Origin of the sequence: Fodinibius sp. Rm-B-1B1-1, assembly GCF_038594945.1 — a bacterium.
Classification (GTDB): Bacteria; Bacteroidota; Rhodothermia; order Balneolales; family Balneolaceae; genus Fodinibius; species Fodinibius alkaliphilus.
In genome coordinates this window covers 950,140-974,409 of record NZ_JBCFYD010000002.1, presented here as the reverse complement: position 1 = coordinate 974,409, position 24,270 = coordinate 950,140, and the positions used below count along the sequence as shown (strand labels likewise).

The window sequence follows — 24,270 nt, the reverse complement described above, 5'->3', positions numbered from 1 at the left end:
TTTTGTTCATAGATTATTCCCATTCGATGGTTGACGGTGGCTTTGAGCTCACATCATACACCACGCGATTGATGCCTCGAACTTCATTGATAATCCTGTTAGAGACATGTGCCAAAAATGGGTGGGGCAGATGGGCCCAGTCGGCCGTCATACCATCAACGCTGGTAACGGCCCGCAACCCAATAGTAAATTCATAGGTACGCTCATCTCCCATAACACCTACACTTTGCACTGGCAATAGCACAGCAAGAGCCTGCCATACTTCATCATAGAGATCATTTTTACGGAGTTCACTGATAAAAATATCATCAGCCTCACGAAGAATATCCAATTTGGGACGATCTACGTCCGAAATAACCCGAATGGCTAAACCCGGCCCGGGGAAGGGATGACGCTTGATAAAGTTTTCGGGAATTCCCAACTCTCGCCCCACATTGCGGACTTCATCCTTAAAAAGTTCGCGAACCGGTTCAATAAGGTCAAGGTTCATCTCCTCAGGTAAACCACCTACGTTGTGATGTGATTTGATTGTGGCCGAAGGCCCTTTAAAGGAGATACTTTCGATTACATCTGGATAGAGTGTACCCTGCGCCAAATATTTATACGAATTATCGTGAGCGATCGCATCATCAAAAACTTCAATAAATGTCTCCCCAATAATCGTACGTTTCTCTTCGGGATCTACAATGCCTTTAAGACGTTCTAAAAATTTGTCACTGGCATCAATACCTTTAACAGGTAGGTGCAACTGCTCTTCATAGAGTTCCAATACATTTTCAAACTCATTCTTGCGAAGCACACCGTTGTCAACAAAAATACACTGCAGCTGATCGCCAATAGCTTTGTGAACAAGTGTTGCCACAACCGTAGAATCAACACCACCACTAAGGCCACAAATTACACGATCATCCCCAACCTTTTCACGAATTTCTTCGATGGTTGACTCTATAAATGAATGGGCCGTCCAGCTACCTTTGAGGTTGCAGATACCATATACAAAATTTTTAAAGATCTGCTTGCCATGTACGGTATGGACAACCTCGGGGTGGAATTGTACTCCATAAATTGGGTGTTCGATATGTCGTACAGCGGCCACTTGGGCATTATCGGTATGACCAATAATAGTGTATTGATCAGGCAATTCCTTTATATGATCTCCGTGACTCATCCAAACAACGGATTCTTCGGGAATCCCTTTCAAAAGGTCGGAACTGTCGTCAACAATAAGCTCTGAACGTCCAAATTCTCGGCGTTCAGCTTTTTCCACGCTACCTGGAATTTCGCTATGTGCCAAAATTTGAAGCCCATAACAGATACCAAGGGTAGGAACATCCCAGTCAAAAATATCCTCATTGAGACCAGGAGCATTTTCATCGTTAACACTACTGGGGCCACCCGATAAAATCACACCACGGGGCGGATTATCCGAAAAGTTAGAAAGATCTTTATTAAAAGGATGGATTTCGCAATAGACATTAAATTCGCGAACTCTACGGGCAATAAGTTGTGTATATTGTGATCCGAAATCGAGTATTAGAATCCAGTCTTGGGGACGGTGTTGCATAATCAGATAAGGAGAAAATAAAAAGGCACCCTCGAGGGGTGCCATTAACATTTAAGCGACGATTTCTTCGTATTCTTCGGCCGACATCAGCTCATCGAGCTGTGACTCATCAGCTATCGAAATTTTAACCATCCAGCCATCCCCGTAGGGATCGTCGTTAACGAGTTCTGGTTCCATTTCGAGTTGCTCATTGATTTCCACAATTTCTCCACCGATAGGAGCGAAGAGTTCAGAAACCGTTTTCACTGCTTCAACCGTTCCAAACACTTCATCCTGATCAAACTCGAAGCCTTCCGGTTCAATTTCGACAAATACAATATCACCAAGCTCACTCTGGGCAAAATCAGTAATGCCAACCGTAGCCGTACCGTCGCCATTATCTTTAATCCATTCGTGTTCTTTGGTGTATTTCAGATCAGTGGGATAGCTCATATTAGTAGGTTAAATCAGTTTACAGGGTTATATTTAAACTCTTCCAAGTACTTCGTATTGAAAGTACCGTTTTTGAAGTTTTCATCATCCATCAGTTGGATATGATAAGGAATAGTGGTTTTAACTCCTTCGATGATAAACTCTTCAAGCGAACGCTTCATGCGTTTTATAGCATCTTCGCGGGTTGGAGCGCTTACAATCAACTTACCAATCATTGAGTCGTAATTGGGCGGAATTCGGTATCCAGCATAAGCATGGGTATCAACCCGAACACTATGACCGCCAGGAGTGTGAAACACTTCAATTTTTCCAGCAGAAGGACGGAAGTTATGTTCAGGATCTTCTGCATTGATACGGCACTCAATAGCATGTCCACGCATTTTAAGCTCCTTTTGCTCAAGCTCATGTCCCGCAGCCGCTTTAATTTGCTCAGCAACGAGATCATAGTTGGTAATTTCTTCCGTCACCGGGTGCTCAACCTGGATTCGTGTATTCATCTCCATGAAATAGAAATTCTTGTCTTTGTCGACCAAGAATTCTACCGTCCCGGCTCCTTCATAATCTACCGCTTTCGCTGCATTAATAGCAGCCGTTCCCATTTCTTCGCGCAGTTCTGGTGTCATTAGGGGAGAGGGCGCTTCTTCTAAAATCTTTTGGTGCCGCCGTTGCAGAGAGCAATCACGTTCACCTAAATGAATAACATTACCATGCTGATCGGCCATAATCTGGATCTCAACATGGTGTGGATCTTCGACAAACTTTTCGATATAGACGTCGGGATCATCAAAAGCCGTTTCAGCCTCATTTTTACACATGCTGTATGCATTTTTGAGGTTGGCTTCTTCGTGCACCACACGCATACCACGACCGCCGCCGCCGGAAGAAGCCTTGATAATACAGGGATAGCCAATTTCTTGGCAGATCTCCCGAGCCTCTTCCAAGCTCTCAACAACGCCCTCACTACCCGGCACCGTTGGAACACCACTGTCTTCCATAGTTTCCTTAGCCATTGATTTATTTCCCATAGCATCAATACTTTCAGCAGCAGGACCAATAAACTTAAGGTCGTGCTCTTTACAAATGCGTGAGAACTCACCTTTTTCGGATAGAAAACCATATCCGGGGTGAATGGCGTCTGCGTTAGTAATTTCTGCAGCAGCTAAAATATTTGGAATTTTAAGATAACTATCCTTGCTCGGAGCGGGTCCAATACAAACAGCCTCGTCAGCAAACTTCACATGCAGACTGTCACGGTCGGCTGTAGAAAATACAGCCACCGTTGGAATTCCCATTTCTTTGCAAGTACGAATAATACGAAGTGCAATTTCGCCTCTGTTGGCGATAAGAATTTTATTAAACATGAATTTATCTACTGATTTTACCCGATGATAAAGAGCGGTTGATCGAATTCTACGGCTTCGCCATCCTCAACAAGGATTTTCTTGACTTCACCGGAGTATTCAGATTCAATTTCATTCATAATCTTCATAGCCTCAACGATACACAAGGTCTCACCTTTCTCCACAGAATCACCAACTTTTACAAACGGGTCATCGTCAGGAGAGGGGGATCGATAAAAAGTACCTACTATAGGAGACTTAACGACATCGCCCGAAGGTTCATCGCCACCTCCAGATTCTTCAGCAGACTCACCACCTCCACCAGCTGGCGCCTGTTGGGGCTGCTGAGGGGGTTGCTGTACCGCCTGTTGTTGAGGTTGAGGCTGAGCCGGAACCTGATACTGCACCGGCATTTGTGGGGCCGATGATTCCTTGATATCCGGTTTCTTCTTTACCTTAATCTTAAAATCCCCTTCTTCAATAGACACTTCATTGACTTCACTTTCTGCAATGAGATCCAGAAGATTTTCAATGACTTTTAAATCCATAATAGTTTATGAGTAGTTAATTTGATGTTACTCGTTCAATATATTCTGATGTTCGGGTATCTACTTTTATTTCTTCACCTTCATTAATAAATAGCGGAACTTGTACGGTAGCACCCGATTCTAACGTAGCAGGTTTACTTCCTCCGGTAGCAGTATCGCCTTTAAGACCCGGACGCGTTTTAGCTACTTTTACTGTGATATGATCTGGCGGCTGTGCATACAGTACCTCTTCGTTATCAACGTCAATAACCAACGTACATTCCTGTCCTTCGGCTATAAATTCTGCTTTTTTTACATTTTCTCCAGATACAGGGAGCTGCCGGTATGTTTCGCCGTGCATAAAATAGTGCAGATTCCCATCCTTATAGAGAAATTGGTACGGCTGATGCTCAACCCGAATCTCTTCCACATCTTCGCCGGAACGGAATTTCTTCTCAATATTCTTTTCGTTGACTACCCCTTTTAATTTTGTGCGTAAAAAAGCACCGCCTTTACCAGGTTTAACATGCTGGTAGTCCACAATTTCGTACAGCTCATTATTAAGCTGTATTACCATTCCAGTTCTAAAATTTGATGTCGAAACTTTTGCCATAAGTTGTATTAATAATCTTCAAAAATTAGTGCCGAAAAATACGAGGAGCCGAGAAGGATAACAAGCCTTAAATTATATCCAGACCAGACAGTAAGTTATAAAGGATAGCCAGGGGAGCAATCACCTTAATAAAGATTGGCCATACCTTGGCAAAGATACTTGTCATGATACCTGGGTAACCATTCTCCATTTCTTTAAGAGCATTATCTGTTTTCCAATAGTATCCCAAGAAGATACAAATTAAGAACCCACCGAGGGGGAGACCCACCTCGTTAAAAATAACGACAAATACATCAATGAGGGAGGTATCGAAAGAGATAATTAGCGAAATAATAAGAACACCACCTCCAATAAGTTTAGCCGCTTTGTTACGACTCATATCGTGCTCGTCAATGGCATAGGAGACAGGAACCTCCAGCAGTGAAATTGTGGATGTAAGGGCTGCAAGGCTAAGTAAAAAGAAGAAACTGGCTCCGAAAATTAGTCCCAACAAGCCTCCAATTTCGTGAAAAAGTTCCGGAAGCACCTGGAAGATCAAGGCGACGCTGGCTAACAAGTTGCCACTTTCATCAAAAATGGGCACTCCTTGAGCCTGGGCCATATACATTGTGGGAATGATCAGAAGTCCGGCTAAAAAGGCAATTGTAGCATCTGTCAAGGTAACATATGCAGCGGCTTCGGGAATATTTTCTTTCTTGCTGAGATAGGAGCCATATGTAATTAAAGCGCCCATCCCAAGGGAAAGGGAGAAGAAAGCTTGTCCCATCGCTGAAAATATTAGCCCCGGAGTTACCATGGAAAAGTCTGGGAAGAGATATTCTTTTATTCCAACACCTGCACCAGGCTGGGTAAGAACGTAGCCAATCATAATGACAAGAATAGCAATAAGGAGTGGCATCATTAGTTTAGTAGCTCGCTCGATACCGTCACTGACGCCTCCCAAAATAATCGAGACTGTGCCCCCCATAAAAACGGTTGCAAAGACAGCGTTTATGGGACCATTTCCGGTGTCTGATATCCACGTAGCCCATTCAGACATCCCAAAGTAAAAGAAGAATTCTTCGAACACATAGCTGACTGTCCAGCCGGCAATGACGGTATAAAAGGCAAGGATCATGACACCACATAAGATCCCCCACATTCCAATAGCGGAATACATTAACTTATTATCGCCGAGAGCTTTAAAAGCCCCCACGGGATTTCGCCCAGTCTTACGTCCCATAGTCAATTCGGCCACCATCACCGGAAAGCCGATTGCAAAAGCACATAACAGATAAATGAAGAGAAAGGCGGCACCACCATTTTCAGCGACCTGAGTAGGAAATCCCCAAATGTTACCCAGTCCAACAGCTGAGCCCGCAGCTGCTAATATAAATCCCAGTTTCGAATTCCAATTTCCCCGTGAAGTTGTTGTCGAATCAGCCAAAAGTCAGATCCCCGTCGTTAATTTTGGTTTATAAGCATTAAAATAAAAGTCGCCGTAAAATGTAATGCAAGATGCTTACTTACAAGTCAAATTTTTGAAAAGATGTTAATCTATTAATGTTACGCTGAACTTGGTTAAGCATCTGTAACTCATATCGTAATAAAAAAGGTGATTTTTTTATAGACCCTGAAACAAGTTCAGGGTGACACAGCACTGATCGTTGTTACCAAAACCCTGCGGATTTAAATAAAACTATTTTATAACACTGCCTGGTTTGGCGTCAGTGTCCACAAATTTTAGTGATCCATCTTCCTCTTCGGCCATCAAAATCATCCCATTGCTTTCGACCCCCATCAACTTTTTAGGTGCCAAATTTGCTACCACAGACACTTTTTGGCCTACTATCTCATCGGGATCAAAATCATTTGCAATTCCTGAGACAATGATCCGCTCTTCAAAACCAAGGTCGACCGTTATCTTCAGAAGCTTATCAGCTTTTTCAATGGCAGAGGCGGCAATAATTTCTCCGGCCCGAAGATCCATCTTCATGAAATCCTCAAACTCCATATTCTCCTTAAGTGGTTCGTAGTTTTCTTTCGCGCTGTCTTCGTTATCTGCTGCTCGTTCTTTCAATTTATTAAGTTGTTCTTCTATTTGTTCATCTTCAATTTTTTCGAATAGTATTGCCCCCTTATTAATTGAGGAATTGCTTTCCAAGATGGAATCAGAAATAGCATCCCATGAGGAGCCATCATCGATATTAAGCTCTTTCCGTAGTTCGGCCATCTTGTTTGGCAAGATGGGATCAAACAACACGCTCAATGCCGCTGTAATCTGCAGGCAAACATGCAGCGTATTGCCACAGGTTGTGCGGTCATTTTTTCGTGTTTGCCACGGCTCCATTTCGGTAAAGTATTTATTACCAATACGAGCCAAATTCATCGTTTGAGTTATAGCCTCGCGAAGCTTAAAGTTTTCGTATGCTTTGCTTATTTTTTCTTTCTGCTTGGTGATTTCCTTAAGCGTATCCAGGTCTTTATCGGTAGGATTATCGAGCTCCGGAACTTTCCCATCGAAATAGTTCTCTGTAAAAGAAGTGGTACGGTAAATAAAGTTACCAAGCACATCTGCAAGCTCACTATTTACCTTATTCTGAAAATCTTCCCAGGAAAAGTCGGAGTCTTTTGTTTCAGGGAGATTTGTACCCAATACATATCGCATCAAGTCGGCATCAAAATCCTCCAAGTATTCATCCAGCCACACAGCCCAGCCACGAGAGGTAGAGAGCTTGTTGCCTTCTAAGTTTAGGAATTCATTAGCTGGTACATTTTTAGGCAATACATAATCGCCATGCGCCATCAGCGTGGCAGGAAACATAATACAGTGAAAAACAATATTATCTTTTCCAATGAAGTGAATAAGATCTGTTTCTTCGTCCTGCCAATAGGTTTTCCATTTCTCAGGCTCACCTTGCTGAGCCGCCCATTCTTTCGTAGCAGAAATATAACCGATGGGCGCATCAAACCAGACATACAGCACTTTGCCGTCGGCATCCTCAAGCGGAACCGGAACGCCCCAAGTAAGATCACGGGTTACTGCTCGATCCGCCAAGCCATCATTCAGCCAGCTTTTTACTTGGCCCATCACATTAGGTTTCCAGTTTTCTCGGGTCTCCAGCCATTTTTCGAGCCGCTCCTGGAAATCACCAAGCGGCAAATACCAGTGGGTAGTTTCTTTAGTCTCGGGCGTATCGCCGGTAATGGCACTCTTGGGATTTTTAAGCTCCGTAGGAGAGAGGGAGGTTCCACAACTTTCACATTGATCGCCATAGGCCTCTTCATATCCACAATTCGGACAAGTGCCCTTCACATACCGATCGGGAAGAAACATTTGGGCTTTGGGATCATAAAGCTGCTCCTCGGTCTTTTGTACAAAAACCCCATCCTCATATAGTTTCGTAAAAAACTCTTGGGATGTTTTATGATGAACTTCTGAACTGGTACGTCCGTAGTAGTCAAAATCAATACCAAAATCATCAAAAATCTGTTTGTTCTGCTCATGGAATTTATCCACAATATCCTGCGGACTAACGCCTTCTTTTTCGGCTGCTATAGTAATGGGGACACCATGTTCATCTGATCCACAAATATGAACGATATCTTCTCCCCGTAACCGCTTATAACGGACATACAAATCGGCCGGTAAATAAGCGCCGGCAAGATGACCTAAATGTATGGGACCATTGGCATAGGGGAGGGCAGAAGTAACAAGCGTACGTTTGGACATGAATCAGATTTTTGAAATTGGATTTCCAGAAGTCGAAAATAAGAGTATCGGTCCTAAAATGACAATATGGTATTGGTTTTTTTACGTAGACTGAGTGATTAAACAATGAATAACAAGTAAGACCAAATCATTATTGAGCAATAACGAAGCCCCAGAATATGAACTGCATTTTTGCATACTTTTTATTACTCTTGAGCAGACGGCGAAAATGTACAAGGCTTAACAGGGTACCCCAACATATTTTATGAAAGAAGAATCAGATACGGTTGAACTGCAGCAACAGTTTTTCCCCATTTCGACTTTCCATGCTGTGATGGACAAATGGAGCGATCTGCTTGATCATGATCCCAACCGTAATGTTTATACCGCTGACAACGATTACCACAATTTTGAGTTCGCTTATCAGCTGCTGGCTGATGATGTATTAATTTTACACCAAAAGACCGAGTGCCATGTAAAACACCGGATGGAGCTTCTTCCGCGAGAAGAAGGTAAATTCTATACGCTCAAATGTCTGCTCGATCAAAATAAACCAGCCCGCCTAATTAACGGTGACAAGCATTACGATATGCACCAAGGCACTATTGCGTTTTTTAGTAATTACGCCAATTATATTACGGAACTGCCCGCTGGTTATTATGAAGAAAACCTGCAAATTGTGATTAGTCATAACTTTATCGATGAGTACATCAACAGGCAACATATATCTCATCCTCGTATGCAGCGCATTATTAACGAACCCACTGATTGCATGTTTGTTATTCCGCAATGGCCAGCTCCCGTTAAAGCAAAGGTTAAACAGTTAGCTCAAACAGTTTTAGACTCCTCATCGTCCGCTCCTAATAAACTTCATCTTCTTACCCATATCAGTAATACGCTTGATACGCTTTTTCGACTACAGGTATCCCAAAACGAAGAAACGATCAGTCCCTCTGCTTTGACTCAAAATGTAGCCCACCAGGTTACAGCTTATTTGGATGAGCGCCTTTCCATATCATTCCCGGGCATGGATTTTCTTGCGTCCACTTTCGGGGTATCTGTGTCGGGTTTAAAACGAAACTTTAAACAAGAACTGAATATCACCCCCTTTCAATACTACCGGCAGCAACAAATGCAGCTGGCCCGCCAAAAGCTGGAAGAAAATGACAACAGTGTTTCGGAAGTCGCTTACCAACTGGGTTTTGACAATCCCTCCAATTTTATTCGGGCGTTTAAAGGAGAATTCAATATTACGCCCGGACAATACCAAAAAGAGTAAAGGGCAAAAAGGTAATAAGGTTTACTTAAATACCTCAGTTAAAGAACTGTTTTGATTCGTTTTTTGATTACAAAAAAAGGAATAGTATAACCTCAAAATAAAAGGAACACCACAAAAGGTATTTAACTATGAGACCTATTTATATGGTCTCCCCACCCACAAGTACCCTGTTTCACTACCCTCAAGTAGTCTCATGCACTACCCAGAAGCTGCCCTTTACTATGTAGTGGTTGCGTATAGTACGATGTAGAGAGTGCACACAGTACTATATGATTGGTCTGCATAGTACTACGTAATCCGATTACGTAAGTAAGACCACACAGGTCAGGATAACGTGATATGGCAAATGTTTTGACTTTTTGTCGTATTAAGCACCGATTGGGCTTATCTGATTATTTTATTTGACCATATCTGAATATACCTGCCAAGAAGGAATTTCTTTTCTTTAGAAATGGAAAAAAGAAATTATGGTTTTTGAGGAAAAGTTCAGATTACGTTGGCAACCATAAAGACTACTGTTGTACGCAAAGGCTTTGCTCTATTAATCTTGCTACCCAATTCGGTTTATGAATTCCTGTCTTGGCTTAAACAATTTGGATTCACCCGATCATTTCATCTACAAACATATCAATTTAAACCAATAGACGATTATGGACGGAACTGTAGGAGAAATACGACTTTTTGCAGGCAAAGATATCCCTAAAAATTGGGCCCCTTGCCATGGACAAACATTACAGATAAGCAATTACGAATCCCTTTTTGCTGTAGTAGGAAGTACGTATGGGGGAGACGGAGAGAAGAATTTTAAACTACCGGACTTACGAGGAAGGGTTCCAGTAGGGGTAGGAAAAGGATCAGACTTCGATCAAATAAAGCTTGGGCAAACCGGTGGTAAAGAACAAAACCGGCTAACGCCTCCACAACTTCCGCCCCATACTCATGGCGCCACAGCTACCTCTAAGCTACAAATTACCGTAAATGAAGAACAAGGCAATCAAATAAATCCCAAAGACAATTATTTAGCCAAGAACTACTTTCAGGAAAGCCGAGAGACAACGCATGATGTGAGAGCCTATCACAGCAGTTCCGGCAATTCAACACTGAACAACGATAGTATTTCGGGTTCAATTGAAGTAACCATTGGTCAGACGGGGAAAAGTGAACCTATTCCTAACCGACAACCCTACCAGGGACTAAACTATATCATCTGTTTTAGAGGGCATTACCCTTCGGCACAAAAAGACCAATAAATTCTATAGCCATTACCTGCTCATGAAATTCATGGGAAACCACATCCTAAAATATGTCCTTTTCATTGTCCTTCTACTTCCTATTTCGGCCTGGGGCCAAACCCAACTGCTGACGAACAGAGGGGCCGAAGATGGTAGTGGTTCTTTAGACGGGACTCTTGAAGGAGATTGGATAAATTCGACAGGCGGAGCTTTCGATGAGGTGAGTCAAACAAAAAGCTTTACCCCGGATGCCCAGAGCGGGAGTATCATGTTTTTTGAAAACTCATCCAATAATTTGGCTACCTATATAGAACAGACAGTAGATGTATCGGGTTGGGCTGGCAGTATAGATGCGGGCGATGCAACTGTTGATTTCAGTGGCTGGCTTCGGACCAACTCTTTAGATGCCGATAAAGGCAAGTTTACCGTTACATTTTTGGATGGCAGTAATACGGATATAGAGAGTTTTGATTCCGGTTTTCTCGAATCCGACGGAGCATGGCAACAGGTGAGTGATTCGCGTACGGTGCCTTCCGGCACCCGTTCAGTACGGCTACGCCTTCATTCCCAAAACGAAGATCAAAATGACAGCGGGGATGCGACTTTCCATAATGTGTTTTTTGACAATATGTCACTGATTATACAAGATGCTAATGCGGGTCCCACTACTATTTATGTGGATACCGATGCCACCGGCGCCAACAACGGCACTTCTTGGGCCAACGCCTACACCTCTCTGCAAAATGCTCTGGACCAAGCCACCGATAACGATCAAATCTGGATCGCCGAAGGCACCTATTATCCCGATGAGGGTACCAATGTGTCCGAGGGAGATCAAAACGCCAGTTTTACCATCACCGGTGATCAGGACGGACTCAAGATTTATGGCGGATTTGACGGCACGGAAAGCCAACTCGACCAGCGCGATATTTCGGGCCACCGTACCATTTTATCTGGTGATATTGCCCAGGATGATGATCCTTTTGCCCCCAATACAGACAGCGATGGTGATCCTGATACGTTTAGTGGCACCGATCATATTAACGGTACCAACAGCAACCATGTATTATTTATTGATGGTGATAGCAACGATTCTATAACGAATGCTACGCTTTTTGACGGGCTTACCGTGACCGCGGGACAGGCGAAGGGTAATGATCCCGAAAAACACGGTGGGGGGCTTCTTTGTTGGGGGGAAGGGGCAAGCAGCGAATGCAGTCCCACCTTAAACAGGCTCATTTTTGTAGGAAATACTGCAATTGAACCCTATGGGAATGGTGGAGCAATATATAATTCAGGTGCAAAAAATTTAATTATCAATAACACTATTTTTTATAGAAATAGTACATCGGGAGAATATGGAAAGGGGGGAGCTATGACCAATTTTTCCGAAAATAATCCGACGGTCACAAATACGATATTTGTCGCCAACCGGGTATCAGGGCAAAATGGTAATGGGGGAGCCATCTTTAACGACGGCCTAAATGCTAAACCTGTCATCACCAATACTATTTTCTATGAAAACGTTGCCAACGGAGGGAATAATAATATTTACAACATGACCATGGCTACTGCCACTATTAGCCATTCTCTTATCGAGGGCTCGGGCGGTAGTTCAAACTGGAATAGTGATTTGGGTACCGATGGGGGCGGAAATATTGATGCCAATCCCCAGTTTGTAAATACCTCCAATCCCGGCGGAGTTGACGGAATGTGGTTTACTGATGACGATGGGTTTAGCCTTCAAGCAAGTTCCCCTGCTATCAATGCCGGAGACAATGATGCAATTCCATCGGGAATAAACACCGATATTGCCGGAAATACCCGTATCCGGGGCAACACCGTTGATATGGGCGTATATGAAAGTACGGTCGCAAGCAATCCGCCGGTTTTTACTTCAAGTTCATCCGCAACCGTTGATGAAAATTTCACAGGCATTGTGCTGGATGTTAATGCCAATGATGGCGACGGTGGGGGCAATGATGTCAATATCAATTACAACTTTACCGGTGGAGGCGATGCGCCATTATTCCAAATTAATTCTACGACCGGCGAAATTTCCTTGGATGTGCCGGGCGATTTTGAAAATCCCAATGACAATAATGCTGATAACAATTATGAGCTGGAGGTAACAGCTGGCGACGGAGACGGCTACACAGATCAACATATTACCATCACCGTGACTGATGTGAATGAATCACCCACGGTCGCCAATGCTATCTCCGATCTTACCGTAGATGAAGACGCCGCTAATGAAACTTATGATCTGACTAATGTTTTTTCTGATCCCGAAGACAACAGCTCCGATCTCACCTTCTCGGTGCAGGGCAATGATAACAGCGGCCTGGTCAATGCCTCTGTGGATAACAGCACGGATCAGCTCACCCTCGATTATCACTCCAACCAGTCTGGGACGGCTAATATCACTATCCGTGCCGAAGATAGCGGCGACCAGACCATGGACGATTCCTTTACTATAACGGTAAACCCGGTAGCCGAAACTTTTTATGTGAATAGAAATGCCACGGGTTCCAACAACGGCTCTTCGTGGAATAACGCCTTTCAGTATCTACAGGATGCCTTAGCTGCCGCCGGCGGCGAAGACCAAATCTGGATCGCCGAGGGTATCTATTACCCCGATGAGGGCACTAATGTGACTGCCAATGACGAAACAGCCTATTTCACTATTACCGGCGATCAGGATGGACTCAAAATATACGGCGGCTTCGACGGAACGGAAACCCAGCTGAGCGACCGCGACATTTCGGGCCATCGTACTATTCTGTCTGGTGATATTGCCCAGGATGATGATCCCTTTGCCCCCAATACTGATAGTGATGGCGACTCCAATACCTTTAGTGGAACGGACCATATTAATGGCACCAATAGCAATCATGTGCTGTTTATAGATGGTGATAGCAATGGTTCTATAACCAATACCACGCTTTTTGACGGGCTTACCGTAACCGCGGGACAGGCGAAGGGGAATGATCCCGAAAAACACGGTGGTGGACTTTTTTGTGAGGGTGTGGGATCTGGTAGTGAATGTAGTCCTACATTAAACAGACTCATCTTTAAGGGGAATACTGCTATTGGATCATATGGTCATGGTGGAGCCATTTATATAAATAGGACAAGTAGTTCTATTATCAGTAATACCATTTTTTATAGTAATAATGTATCAGAAGAATATAGTGAAGGTGGTGCAATTAAAATGAGTGGTGGAGATGCGTCTGTTGAGCTATTGATCATAAATAGCGTATTTATTAACAACCGAGCCTCTGGGCCAAATGGAGATGGTGGAGCTATTTCAAATCAAGGTACAGACACAAACACTGCAATTTCTAACACCATTTTTTACGACAATCATGCTGAGAGGAATGGGAATCACATTCATAATCAAGAGATTTCACTCTCTGTCCACCATTCGCTCATTGAAAGTGGTACAGCAGGTGTATATAACTTTTTAGGAGATGAAACAACCTATCTCGATGAAAATGGCAATTCGGTGTCTTTTGCGAATAGCACCAACATCGACGCTAATCCTCAGTTTGTAGATGCCTCTAATCCTGCCGGGGCTGATGGTACCTGGTTTACCGCTGATGATGGACTCGTTTTGCAGCCTGTTTCACCTGCTATAGACGCCGGAGATAACGATGCTATTTTTTCGGGCATTTCTACCGATATTGCCGGCAATGCCCGCACCCGTGGTGGCACGGTAGACATGGGGGTGTATGAGGCAACACCCAACGGTCCGCCGTCTTTTGTTTCCGGTCCTATTTCGGTAAGTATTGATGAACATAGCTCTGCCGGAACAGCTATTGCAGATATCGATGCCACCGACGGAGATGGCGGTGCAGCCGATAATAACGTTACCTTCGATATTACGGGCGGCAATCCCGATTATAACAGCGATGGCACTGCCGCTTTTGCCATCGATTCTAACACTGGAGAAATTACGGTGGATGACGCGGCCGATGTTGATTATGAGGGTGGTAATTCGGTAACGCTGACAATTGAGGCCACCGATGATGTCGGACTTACGGCCAGTGAATCAGCCGATGTTACGATCAATGATATTGCGGAAACATTCGTCGTAGACGGGGATTCGCAGGACTCGTTTGACGGTAAATCGGAAGCAGAAGAACGAGCTGATGGCGGCGGACTGGATGTATATGAGGCCATTGGGCTGGCACAAGTGGAATCCAGCAGCCGTGATACCATCCGCATAGAAGAGCCGCAAACATCCTCGGAACAGATCTTTGTATCCGGCAAGCCGCGGCAGGTCAATGCTGTGCTGGAAGTGGCATCCGGTGTAACACGCACGGGTACCAACGGGGCCTATATTTTCAGTGCTGACGGCAGCTCATTTGAGAAAATTATCAATAACGGTGATTTGAAGCAGGGGCAGGGTAGTTCCGTTGATCCGACGCTGGCTTTCTACATTCAAAATACCACCCTTGCCAACGGCTTTGAAAACAACGGACTCATTAGGAACGACTACGGAGCGCCGAAAAATCAGCTCATTCTTATAGATAATGCTTCTACTATTGCTGGAGATATTATTAATACTGGTACTATGGCGGGAGCGGCTGTGGGTTTCGATATCAGGACGTCTGTAGACGGTAACTTTATAAACAGCGGTACCATTTCCGCCGACAGTTACGGGGTTTATCTTGCACAAGAGGTTGATGGAGATGTCACCAATTCGGGAACCATGACCTCTGTAGGAAATGCCCTGCGTATTGATGGAACCATCAGCGGTACGCTGGTCAATGAGTCCGGCGGTACGCTCGAAAGTTCAGCTAATGTTGCCTTACAGCTGGGCAGTGCCAATCATACGGTAACTAACAGGGGCGATATTACCGGAGGCAGCGGTATAGCTGTTAACCTGGGCGATGGAGATGATACCTTTACCGCTGAATCAGGGATAATTACCGGTATTATTGAGGGTGGAGCAGGGAATGATATTCTCAATGGACGTAATGCTGACGAGGAGTTAGACGGCGGCCTTGGTGATGATATTATTCGTCCGGGCGAAGGTGTCGATACGATCACGCTGGGTGATGGTGCTGATGAGGTTATTGGTTCCGAATCTGAATTAAACGGAGATACCATTACGGATATAGCTGAAGGAAATTCAGTATTGCTCAAAGGTTATACCGGCTTGTCTTATCCCGGCACTGTACGTAAAAATAATGGTCAGCTCGAAATCGATGTTTCTCAAAACGGCTTTGGGGGATCTGATGATATCATCATTAAAGCGGATGGTATTAAGGATGTGTACATCGATGTCCAGGATGAAAAACAAGATACCAGAACTCGTTTCCTCACCAATGACGGCCCCATTCTTTCTGACATTGATGATCAAACGGTTACCAAAGATGGGGCTTCTCTTTCGGTAAGCTACTCCGTCAGCGATCCCAATACCGACCTTTCAAAGATAGATGTCACGGCAACATCCGATAATCAATCATTGTTTCCAGATCAAAATCTTGCATTAACAGGAAGTGGTTCTGACCGTACTATTGAGCTTCAGCCCAACCCCGGTAAAAACGGTACAGCTACGGTTACCTTAGTAGCAAGTGATGGTAGTAAACGATATCATTTAACGTTTGATGTTACTGTTGATATTAAGGTTCCTGAAAAGATTGTACTAACTGCCCCCAAAGATAAGACCGAAGATGTTTCGGTAACGCCCACCTTGGAGTGGAAGTCACAATCAGACATTGATACCTACGAAATACAGTTGGCTACTGAAAACTCCTTTGAGAAGGATGAAATCATTATTAGTAAAACCAGTATTACCAAACCCAATCTACAGATTGATGAAAAATTAGACAGAGAGGCCAGCTACTACTGGCGTGTACGTGGTACAAACGCGGGTGGAAATGGGGAGTGGTCGTCAAAGTATCAGTTTGCGACTCTCCCCGTTCTTCCACCACAAGTTACGCTTAGTAGTCCCAGTAATGAAAGTGGCAGTATTACTCTTGATGGAACACTTACATGGGAATCACTGGATGAAGCCGATTCTTATGAAATCGAAATTGCTACCGATGAACATTTTTCTGAAATCAAAGTTCAAGAGAAGGGACTTACCTCCGCTGACTTTTCCCTGGATGGCTACCTCAATAACAATAGAGTCTACTATTGGCGGGTTCGTGGAATCAATAGCGCTGGTAGTGGGCCATGGGCCGAGTCATGGCGTTTTGTAACTACCGCTGCTGCTCCTGAGTTATCATTTCCCGCTAACAATGAAGAACAGATAAGTATTGCTCCGGAACTCTCTTGGCAATCTCAGCAAGAAAAGAGTACATATCGTGTCCAGCTGGGTACCGATAATCAGCTACAATCAATTGTGCTGGATACTCTTGTAGAAGGAGTATCACTAAACCTCCAGGGACTTGATACTGAGACCGAATATTTTTGGCAGGTTCGAATTGAAAATAATCTTACTACAAGTCCCTATAGCAAGGTTCGAACATTCATGACACGCATTCCACCCAAAAACAATATACAAGAAGAACAAATTACTTTTGGGGACGGGAATAATTCCGGCAATGAACGTAGTTTACGTGCTAATGATTATCGGTTAGTAGGGTTACCCGGTCGTAAAGAAGTATCAGTTGACGAACTTTTTGACGGGGAATATGGTACTGATTGGAAAGTTTTTTCGGATAATGGCAATGCTAAAAATTATCTTGAAGAATACTCCAGTGACAACCCCTTCAGCTTTACTGAAGGTAGGGGCTATTGGGTGCTAAGCGAAAAGCCGATTACGTTGGGGGGAAATATTGATCCCGTTCAAATTTCAGAAGAAGATACTTACTCCCTTAACTTAAAACCGGGATGGAATATTATCACCAATCCTTTTGGAAGCGTCATCAAATGGGAACAGGTGCAGATCTATAACCAGCAAAATATTATGCTCTTCGGGTATGAGGAAAGCTTCTTTGAAAGTGATGAACTGGCTCCATTCCATGCCTACTACGTGCACAATGATAATGACCAAAATCTGGAGCTCGAAATACCCTATACCAGTCTCGAAAAACGAACAAACAATGAAGAGCAGAAACAGCTTGCTAAATCAAAATCACTGTCAGGGGAGATAGCACTGGATATCCACATTGAAGATAGTAAGCAACCAGCCCGGGTACATATGATATATGACCAGGATGTTGATCAGCGGAAAGCCTATACGCAGTATATGCCACCATTAAAGCTGAGCAAGTTCGGTGCCACAATTGTGGATGAGCAGAAATCAGCACGTGAAAAGATGCTGCATACTATAGGAGATACCTATGACCGTGACCGTAAACAATACACTGTGGAAATAAAAGCTACCACACGCAAGAAAATTGAATGGTCACCCAACATATCAGGATTTACTACAGAGATGGCGGTATTAGTTATCGAGCCAGACAAGGGACGCTCCAAAATACTCAGCGATGGGGAGTCCTATACCTTTATGGCCGCAAAGGGTCGTAAACAATTTGAGGTTTACACCGGATCGGTTGACGAACTCAAAGAGGTTCAGGAGAATATGCTTCCAGAACAAGTTAAGCTCAATAAGAATTATCCAAATCCTTTTAATCTCACCACGACAATACAGTTTGGCATTGAAAAGCAGAGTGATGTGATCCTGGAAGTGTATAATATTCTGGGACAAAAGGTTCAAACGCTTGTCAATGGATCGATGAAAGCCGGATGGCACAAAATAAGATTTAATGGTAGCCGGTTAGCCAGTGGTACCTATTTTTATCGATTAATTGTGGGGCAGAAGGTCCAAACAAAAAAAATGGTACTCATTAAATAGAGAATGCTTATAAATAAAGATACAAAACAATCAACGATGAACTGGAAAGTAGTCCGTATAATTGGCCTTGCATTCGTTCTGATAACTGCCATAATCAGCCATGGCATTGCGCAGCAATCAAATATTAAACTTTCGGTGGATCCTGCAAATGGGGCTGCTGATTCAATGAAGATATATATTAGCAAAATCAAGCAGGGGATCAATCATCCCAAAAGTTGGAAAGGCATAACGCTGCCAGGAAATCATCCCGCTATTGGATTACTGAATAATGTAATGGATACCAAAGGGATAACAGCTATGAGAACAGCTGAACCGTTACATGTACTATCCCATCCTGACGGGACATATGAGATACGTGATATCTATGTAAAAACGGCTCAGACGGATACGCTTGAACATCGGGCATTATCCTTACAGTTCAACAGTGATGCCCAACTAATTGGTGTTAAGCTGGTGGATCATCTCCATAATTATCAATTAGCGTTGGACCGTAAGATCGAGGCCAGTTCACGAAAAAGGGCAGAGGTAGTTAAAACACTCCAGACCTTCCAGAATGCACTCACAAATGAGGACCCGCAGAAAGTTTCATCAAGCTTAGCCTCAAATGCCCATATCGTAAAGGGAGATATTGTGCGATACTTTTACCAGGATACCATGGGTCCGTATTTCAGGTATACGGCTATATCTGCGGATGAGTTTGCGGCATCAATTAACGATTCAGAAAACTCCCAAAAGGTAATTACATATGATGATATTAGTGTATATCAATTTCCCCAATTGCAGGATGTATTTGTAACTACCTTTCATCAAAAATGGCAAGATAGGGCCTATTCGGATGAGGGATATGTTGCAATGGTTATAGATCTCCGGGATGGCGTTGAGGTACCAGTTAGAGTGTGGCAGGATGGGGAATTTGAAACTGGGCATTTGGAAAGCCAATTATCACCCATTACGAAAATGACGGTGCCTCTGCTCAACAGCAACCTGTATAACCAAACGGGAATTTCTTTTGACCTCCCTAATTCTACTTCTAAAACTAAGCACAAAGGATTTTTGGCAACCAATAAACGCTGGCTACTGTTAGGGGCCGGGGCTTCAGCAGCAATTAGCGTTGGCACCCTGTTATTAACAGGCAGTGGAGAATCAGAGTTACCCAATCCACCGGGAAGACCTGCAATGCAATGAAGTTACCATTAGTGCAATTAATTGATGCTTGATTAGTTTGCCCTTTAATGATCGTAGCATTGTTATTTTTAATATCAATGCTACTAATATTTAAAGCTAAAATGCATTGACAAAAATTTTGTAACCCTGGATAATACCATGTTTAAAACAAGCAGATATTTCCCCCACTATTTCCCGAAGCAGAGGTAGTGTTGGTATTGTCTGCAATCACGTCAATCTGAGCAAAAATATTGTTTAAGGCTTCTTCTTTAAACTTACCTATGGCAAATAACTCCTTTTTTCCATTAGAAAACGTCATATGAACCTTGCCCGATAGTTTATAATGTCGTTCTCTCAGCTTATAATATCCTTTGTATTTACCGGTGATATAATATTCTCTCAAACTTTTACTTGTATTCAAACCGTCCTCAATTCTGATTTTTTATATAACATATGCAAATAGGATCTAATAAATTTACAACAAGGGGGATCAATTAACAATAGGAGTTACCAATATTTTTCTAAAAATGCATATAGGGCGACCCCTACTGTAACGGATACATTTAGAGAATGCTTATGTCCATATTGAGGAATTTCCACAAAATCATCAATAAACGGTATTAGTTCATCATCAATGCCGGTAACCTCGTTACCGAAAACGAGGCATACATTATTTTTTTCAGGGATACTGTAATCCGGCAATAAAATACTTTCAGTCGTTTGTTCCAGCCCAATGATGGTATAATTATCTTTTTGTAATTCCTCGACGGTTAACTCAACGTCATTTGTATGATCCCAATTCACATACTTTTCTGCTCCAATAGCAGTCTTGGAAATTTCCGGCCGAGGCGGGGTAGGGCTATATCCCGATAGCAAAATACTATCAATCCCAAAAGCATCGGCACTTCTAAAAGCAGCCCCCACATTATGCATACTACGAACGTTATGGAGCCATATTTTAAGATTTCCCAACTCCTGAGGGGTATCACGGTCTAAGTTTTGTTCCAGAATTTCTTTGGTACTTAGTTTCTTCATCTAAGACTAACGATTTGAATATTCTCTTTTACTTACAAGTAGGCACAAAGTACAAATTTTGATTGGTGAAATTTAGAGAAGACAAATTAAGTATTAGATTTGATCACCATCTTGTTTAAATCTTTGCTCTTTACATTTCAAAGGAAGAGGGCGTCCTTTTTGTCGAAATAATCGCCATTCAATCTAAATAAGTAAGAATACGGGCAAAGTGCTCTAAATCAGTACGCAATTACTTTCGGGCAATGATCCAAATAGCATGGACAATTCCGGGAATATATCCCAATACTGTAAGCAAAATATTTAACCAGAATGCGCCTTTTAAGCCTACTTCTAAAAATACACCAAGGGGAGGAAGGATAACGGCAAATATTATTTTTAGTAGATCCATTTTTCACTGATTTAGGGATTAAAAAAATTACCTCGATTACCTTTTTACCATATCTATATCTTCGTGATTCTTTAATCTAATATATATCCACGCCTGACAGTAATTGCAATAAAAAATACGCTTAGTTAAAACTCCTCAGTATATGATTGTGTAAGAATTTTGTCAGTAATTTAGATGATATTTTATATTTGGAAACAGAGGACAAATCATGGTATTTTAAGGTGCCTGCAAAAAGTGTCAGCTTTGATAGCTGGCATTTATTATTTGTAGGACTTGCATAAACAAGGATTTAAATCAAAGAAAAAGCACCGTGGACAAGAATTATCTATCACGAGAAGGTTATGAAAAGCTTGAAGCAGAGTTAAAAGACTTAAAAACCCGTGGTCGACAAGAGATCGCTGAAGAAATTGCCGAAGCTCGGGCAAAGGGCGATTTGAGTGAGAATGCAGAATATGATGCAGCTAAAGAAGCCCAGGGCATGCTTGAAAAACGTATCGCTGAACTCGAGAATGCCTTGGCCAATGCCCGTATATTAGATGAAGAGGATATCAAAACCGATAAAGCATATTTGCTTTCAACGGTTACAATATATAACCATACGGTAGAAAAAGAAGTTAAATACACGCTCGTCTCCAAAGACGAAGCAAATTTTAAGAAGAATAAAATTTCTGTCGAATCTCCAATTGGCCAGGCTATTCTGGGTAGCGAAATAGGTGAAACAATTGATGTAGATGTACCGGCAGGAACATTAAAACTGGAAATTAAAAATATTGAGCGATAGATAAATGAATATAGCAGTGATAGGAACGGGATATGTGGGGCTGGTCAGCGGGACCTGCTTTGCCGATTCCGGCAACAACGTAACGTGCGTGGATATTGATGAAAGCAAAATTGACCAGCTTAACGATGGCCAGATTCCGATTTACGAGCCGGGCCTGGAAACCATCTTTGCCCGCAGCCAGCGGGAGGGGCGGCTGCAGTTTACCACCGATATCGCCGAGGCAGTGCCCACCGCCGACATCGTCTTTCTGTGCCTGCCGACCCCGCCGGGCGGCGACGGGCAAGCCGACCTGAGCGCGGTGATGGCCGTGGCCAAACAGCTTGGTCCCATTGTCGACCACTATACGGTGATTGTCAACAAATCCACCGTGCCGGTGGGGACCGGCGACCGTGTGGAGAATATTATTGCCGACCACGTGGACCCGGAGCTGTTTGATGTGGTCTCCAACCCGGAGTTCCTGCGGGAAGGGGCCGCCGTCGAAGATTTTAAATATCCCGAACGCGTGGTGATCGGCACCGAAAGCGAGCAGGCCGCCGAGATTATGACTACCCTCTATGAGCCGTTTGTCCGCTCCGGCAACCCCATTATTACGATGGACCGCCGCAGCGCCGAGCTGACCAAGTACGCGGCCAACGCCATGCTGGCGACCAAGATTACTTTTATGAACGAAATGGCCAACATCTGCGAGAAGGTGGGCGCCAACGTTGACCATATCCGCCGCGGCATCGGCACCGACTCCCGTATCGGCAAGCGCTTTCTGTTTGCCGGCATCGGCTACGGGGGCAGTTGCTTCCCCAAAGATGTGCAGGCCATCCACCATACGGCCGCCCAGCACGGCTACGACTTCAAGATTGTAGATTCAGTGATGCAGGTGAACAACGCCCAGAAGGTCTCTATCGTCCGAAAGATGGAAGCCTACTACGACACCGACGACTTCAGCGGGATGACCTTCGGGATCTGGGGACTGTCCTTTAAGCCCGAAACCGACGACATCCGCGAAGCCCCGGCGCTGTATATTGCTGAAGAGCTCGTTAAGCGAGGCGCGAAACTGCTGGCTTACGACCCCGAAGCAATCGGCACGTTCAAGCAAGCGACGAGCCAAGCGGTGCTGGACAACACGACCTTTGTCCACGACCAAAAAGCCGCCCTCAACGGCGCCGACGCGCTGGTGATCTGCACGGAGTGGAATGAGTTTCGCCGGCCGACCATCGATAACTTTGGCGACGAGATGAAAACTCCGGTTATTTTTGACGGACGCAACCTCTATGACCTTAAACGAGCCGAAAAAGCCGGTATTACTTATATCAGTGTGGGTCGGCCAGCAATTGGCGTGGAGAAAAATAAGATTGTTGAAGAAGCTGAAGAATAATTTTTCTGAGGTCTATTTCAATCAGAAATAGACCTCAATGATATCTTTCGGCTATAACCTTAATATTACTACACTTTGGCAGATTCCACATCGCAAAAAAAACGTGTTCTCATTACAGGAGGAGCAGGGTTTTTAGGTTCACATCTCTGTGATCGCTACCTTAAAGAAGGGTACGATGTTATCTGCATGGATAACCTTCTAACGGGTAGTGCCGATAATATTGCTCATCTTATGGGTAATAACTCGTTTAAGTTTATCAATCACGATGTTACAAACTTTATCCATGTAAAAGGGAATTTAGATCTCATCCTGCATTTTGCATCCCCGGCATCTCCTGTAGATTATCTGGAAATGCCTATTCAGACATTGAAGGTAGGCTCACTTGGAACGCATAAAGCACTGGGACTGGCGAAAGAGAAGGATGCTCGGTTTTTGCTGGCTTCTACAAGCGAAGTCTATGGCGACCCGCTCACACATCCTCAGAAAGAAACTTATTGGGGCAATGTAAATCCCATTGGACACCGTGGAGTATATGACGAGGCCAAACGTTTTGCAGAAGCAATGACGATGGGATACCACCGCTATCATGGAATTGATACGCGTGTTGTACGGATATTCAACACCTACGGCTCGCGCATGCGTTTGCACGATGGCCGGGCACTACCAACATTTATGCGACAGGCATTAAGTGGCGAACCATTGACGGTCTATGGGGATGGTTCGCAAACGCGCTCGTTTATGTATGTAGATGATCTTGTAGAAGGAGTTTGGAGACTTTCTAAATCTGATTTTGTAGAACCTATAAACATTGGAAACCCCGAGGAAATAACCATCCTGGAATTTGCTAAAGAGATAATCGAACTGACCGGTTCGGATAGCGATATTATCTTCAAAGAACTTCCAAAAGACGATCCCCAGGTACGTCAGCCGGATATTGGTCGGGCCAAAGAAGTATTAAATTGGGAGCCAACGGTAGACCGGAAGGAAGGATTAGCGGAGGCTCTGAGCTATTTTAAAGCCCAAGTCATAGATACGTAGC

At 43.7% G+C, this 24,270-nt stretch carries 17 protein-coding genes; 7 read left to right on the top strand and 10 right to left on the bottom strand.

What is annotated here, in order from left to right; translation table 11 throughout:
* Positions 1 to 13: 13 nt before the first annotated feature.
* The 7 genes from guaA to metG form a co-directional block, all read right to left on the bottom strand.
* Complete coding sequence (guaA, locus tag AAFH98_RS11590; protein WP_407935508.1) at positions 14 to 1,564, bottom strand: glutamine-hydrolyzing GMP synthase; 1,551 nt, start codon at positions 1,562 to 1,564, stop codon at positions 14 to 16.
* 51 nt (positions 1,565 to 1,615) lie between these two features.
* Positions 1,616 to 1,996, bottom strand: coding sequence for a glycine cleavage system protein GcvH (gene gcvH / locus AAFH98_RS11585; protein ID WP_342522876.1), 381 nt, complete (start codon positions 1,994 to 1,996; stop codon positions 1,616 to 1,618).
* 14 nt (positions 1,997 to 2,010) lie between these two features.
* Positions 2,011 to 3,357, bottom strand: a complete 1,347-nt coding sequence (gene accC, locus AAFH98_RS11580; RefSeq protein ID WP_342522875.1) for an acetyl-CoA carboxylase biotin carboxylase subunit — start codon at positions 3,355 to 3,357, stop codon at positions 2,011 to 2,013.
* Positions 3,358 to 3,374: 17 nt separating this feature from the next.
* On the bottom strand, positions 3,375 to 3,884 hold the full coding sequence (gene accB, locus AAFH98_RS11575; RefSeq protein WP_342522874.1) for an acetyl-CoA carboxylase biotin carboxyl carrier protein: 510 nt from the start codon (positions 3,882 to 3,884) through the stop codon (positions 3,375 to 3,377).
* Between the two features lie 16 nt (positions 3,885 to 3,900).
* Entirely contained in the window at positions 3,901 to 4,476 is a 576-nt protein-coding gene (efp, locus tag AAFH98_RS11570) for an elongation factor P (RefSeq protein ID WP_342522873.1), read from the bottom strand.
* Positions 4,477 to 4,543: 67 nt separating this feature from the next.
* Positions 4,544 to 5,902, bottom strand: coding sequence for a sodium-dependent transporter (locus tag AAFH98_RS11565; RefSeq protein ID WP_342522872.1), 1,359 nt, complete (start codon positions 5,900 to 5,902; stop codon positions 4,544 to 4,546).
* Between the two features lie 252 nt (positions 5,903 to 6,154).
* A complete protein-coding gene (metG, locus tag AAFH98_RS11560; RefSeq protein WP_342522871.1) occupies positions 6,155 to 8,188 on the bottom strand; it encodes a methionine--tRNA ligase in 2,034 nt (677 codons plus the stop codon).
* A gap of 244 nt (positions 8,189 to 8,432) precedes the next feature.
* On the opposite strand from metG, the gene AAFH98_RS11555 reads away from it, so the two are divergent.
* The 4 genes from AAFH98_RS11555 to AAFH98_RS11540 all read left to right on the top strand — a co-directional run bounded on the left by AAFH98_RS11555 (position 8,433) and on the right by AAFH98_RS11540 (position 19,679).
* Positions 8,433 to 9,446 carry a helix-turn-helix transcriptional regulator gene (locus tag AAFH98_RS11555; protein ID WP_342522870.1) on the top strand — a complete coding sequence of 338 codons (1,014 nt, stop codon included), beginning with the start codon at positions 8,433 to 8,435 and terminating at the stop codon, positions 9,444 to 9,446.
* Positions 9,447 to 10,096: 650 nt separating this feature from the next.
* Positions 10,097 to 10,696, top strand: a complete 600-nt coding sequence (locus tag AAFH98_RS11550; protein ID WP_342522869.1) for a phage tail protein — start codon at positions 10,097 to 10,099, stop codon at positions 10,694 to 10,696.
* A gap of 22 nt (positions 10,697 to 10,718) precedes the next feature.
* Positions 10,719 to 18,494 carry a cadherin domain-containing protein gene (locus AAFH98_RS11545; RefSeq protein WP_342522868.1) on the top strand — a complete coding sequence of 2,592 codons (7,776 nt, stop codon included), beginning with the start codon at positions 10,719 to 10,721 and terminating at the stop codon, positions 18,492 to 18,494.
* 36 nt (positions 18,495 to 18,530) lie between these two features.
* Positions 18,531 to 19,679 (top strand): hypothetical protein, encoded by a 1,149-nt coding sequence (locus tag AAFH98_RS11540; RefSeq protein WP_342522867.1) that lies wholly within the window; start codon positions 18,531 to 18,533, stop codon positions 19,677 to 19,679.
* Between the two features lie 142 nt (positions 19,680 to 19,821).
* On the opposite strand, the gene AAFH98_RS11535 is transcribed toward AAFH98_RS11540, so the two are convergent.
* The 3 genes from AAFH98_RS11535 to AAFH98_RS11525 all read right to left on the bottom strand — a co-directional run bounded on the left by AAFH98_RS11535 (position 19,822) and on the right by AAFH98_RS11525 (position 21,081).
* Positions 19,822 to 20,079, bottom strand: coding sequence for a hypothetical protein (locus tag AAFH98_RS11535; RefSeq protein WP_342522866.1), 258 nt, complete (start codon positions 20,077 to 20,079; stop codon positions 19,822 to 19,824).
* A gap of 86 nt (positions 20,080 to 20,165) precedes the next feature.
* Positions 20,166 to 20,693 carry an RNA methyltransferase gene (locus AAFH98_RS11530; protein WP_342522865.1) on the bottom strand — a complete coding sequence of 176 codons (528 nt, stop codon included), beginning with the start codon at positions 20,691 to 20,693 and terminating at the stop codon, positions 20,166 to 20,168.
* Between the two features lie 229 nt (positions 20,694 to 20,922).
* Positions 20,923 to 21,081 carry a YqaE/Pmp3 family membrane protein gene (locus AAFH98_RS11525; RefSeq protein ID WP_342522864.1) on the bottom strand — a complete coding sequence of 53 codons (159 nt, stop codon included), beginning with the start codon at positions 21,079 to 21,081 and terminating at the stop codon, positions 20,923 to 20,925.
* A 310-nt stretch (positions 21,082 to 21,391) separates the two neighbouring features.
* Here AAFH98_RS11525 and greA point away from each other — a divergent pair, with 310 nt between their 5' ends.
* The 3 genes from greA to AAFH98_RS11510 all read left to right on the top strand — a co-directional run bounded on the left by greA (position 21,392) and on the right by AAFH98_RS11510 (position 24,269).
* On the top strand, positions 21,392 to 21,862 hold the full coding sequence (gene greA / locus AAFH98_RS11520) for a transcription elongation factor GreA (protein WP_342522863.1): 471 nt from the start codon (positions 21,392 to 21,394) through the stop codon (positions 21,860 to 21,862).
* A 4-nt stretch (positions 21,863 to 21,866) separates the two neighbouring features.
* Positions 21,867 to 23,231, top strand: a complete 1,365-nt coding sequence (locus AAFH98_RS11515) for a UDP-glucose dehydrogenase family protein (RefSeq protein WP_342522862.1) — start codon at positions 21,867 to 21,869, stop codon at positions 23,229 to 23,231.
* A 75-nt stretch (positions 23,232 to 23,306) separates the two neighbouring features.
* Positions 23,307 to 24,269 carry a UDP-glucuronic acid decarboxylase family protein gene (locus AAFH98_RS11510; RefSeq protein ID WP_342522861.1) on the top strand — a complete coding sequence of 321 codons (963 nt, stop codon included), beginning with the start codon at positions 23,307 to 23,309 and terminating at the stop codon, positions 24,267 to 24,269.
* The last annotated feature ends 1 nt before the right edge of the window (position 24,270 follow it).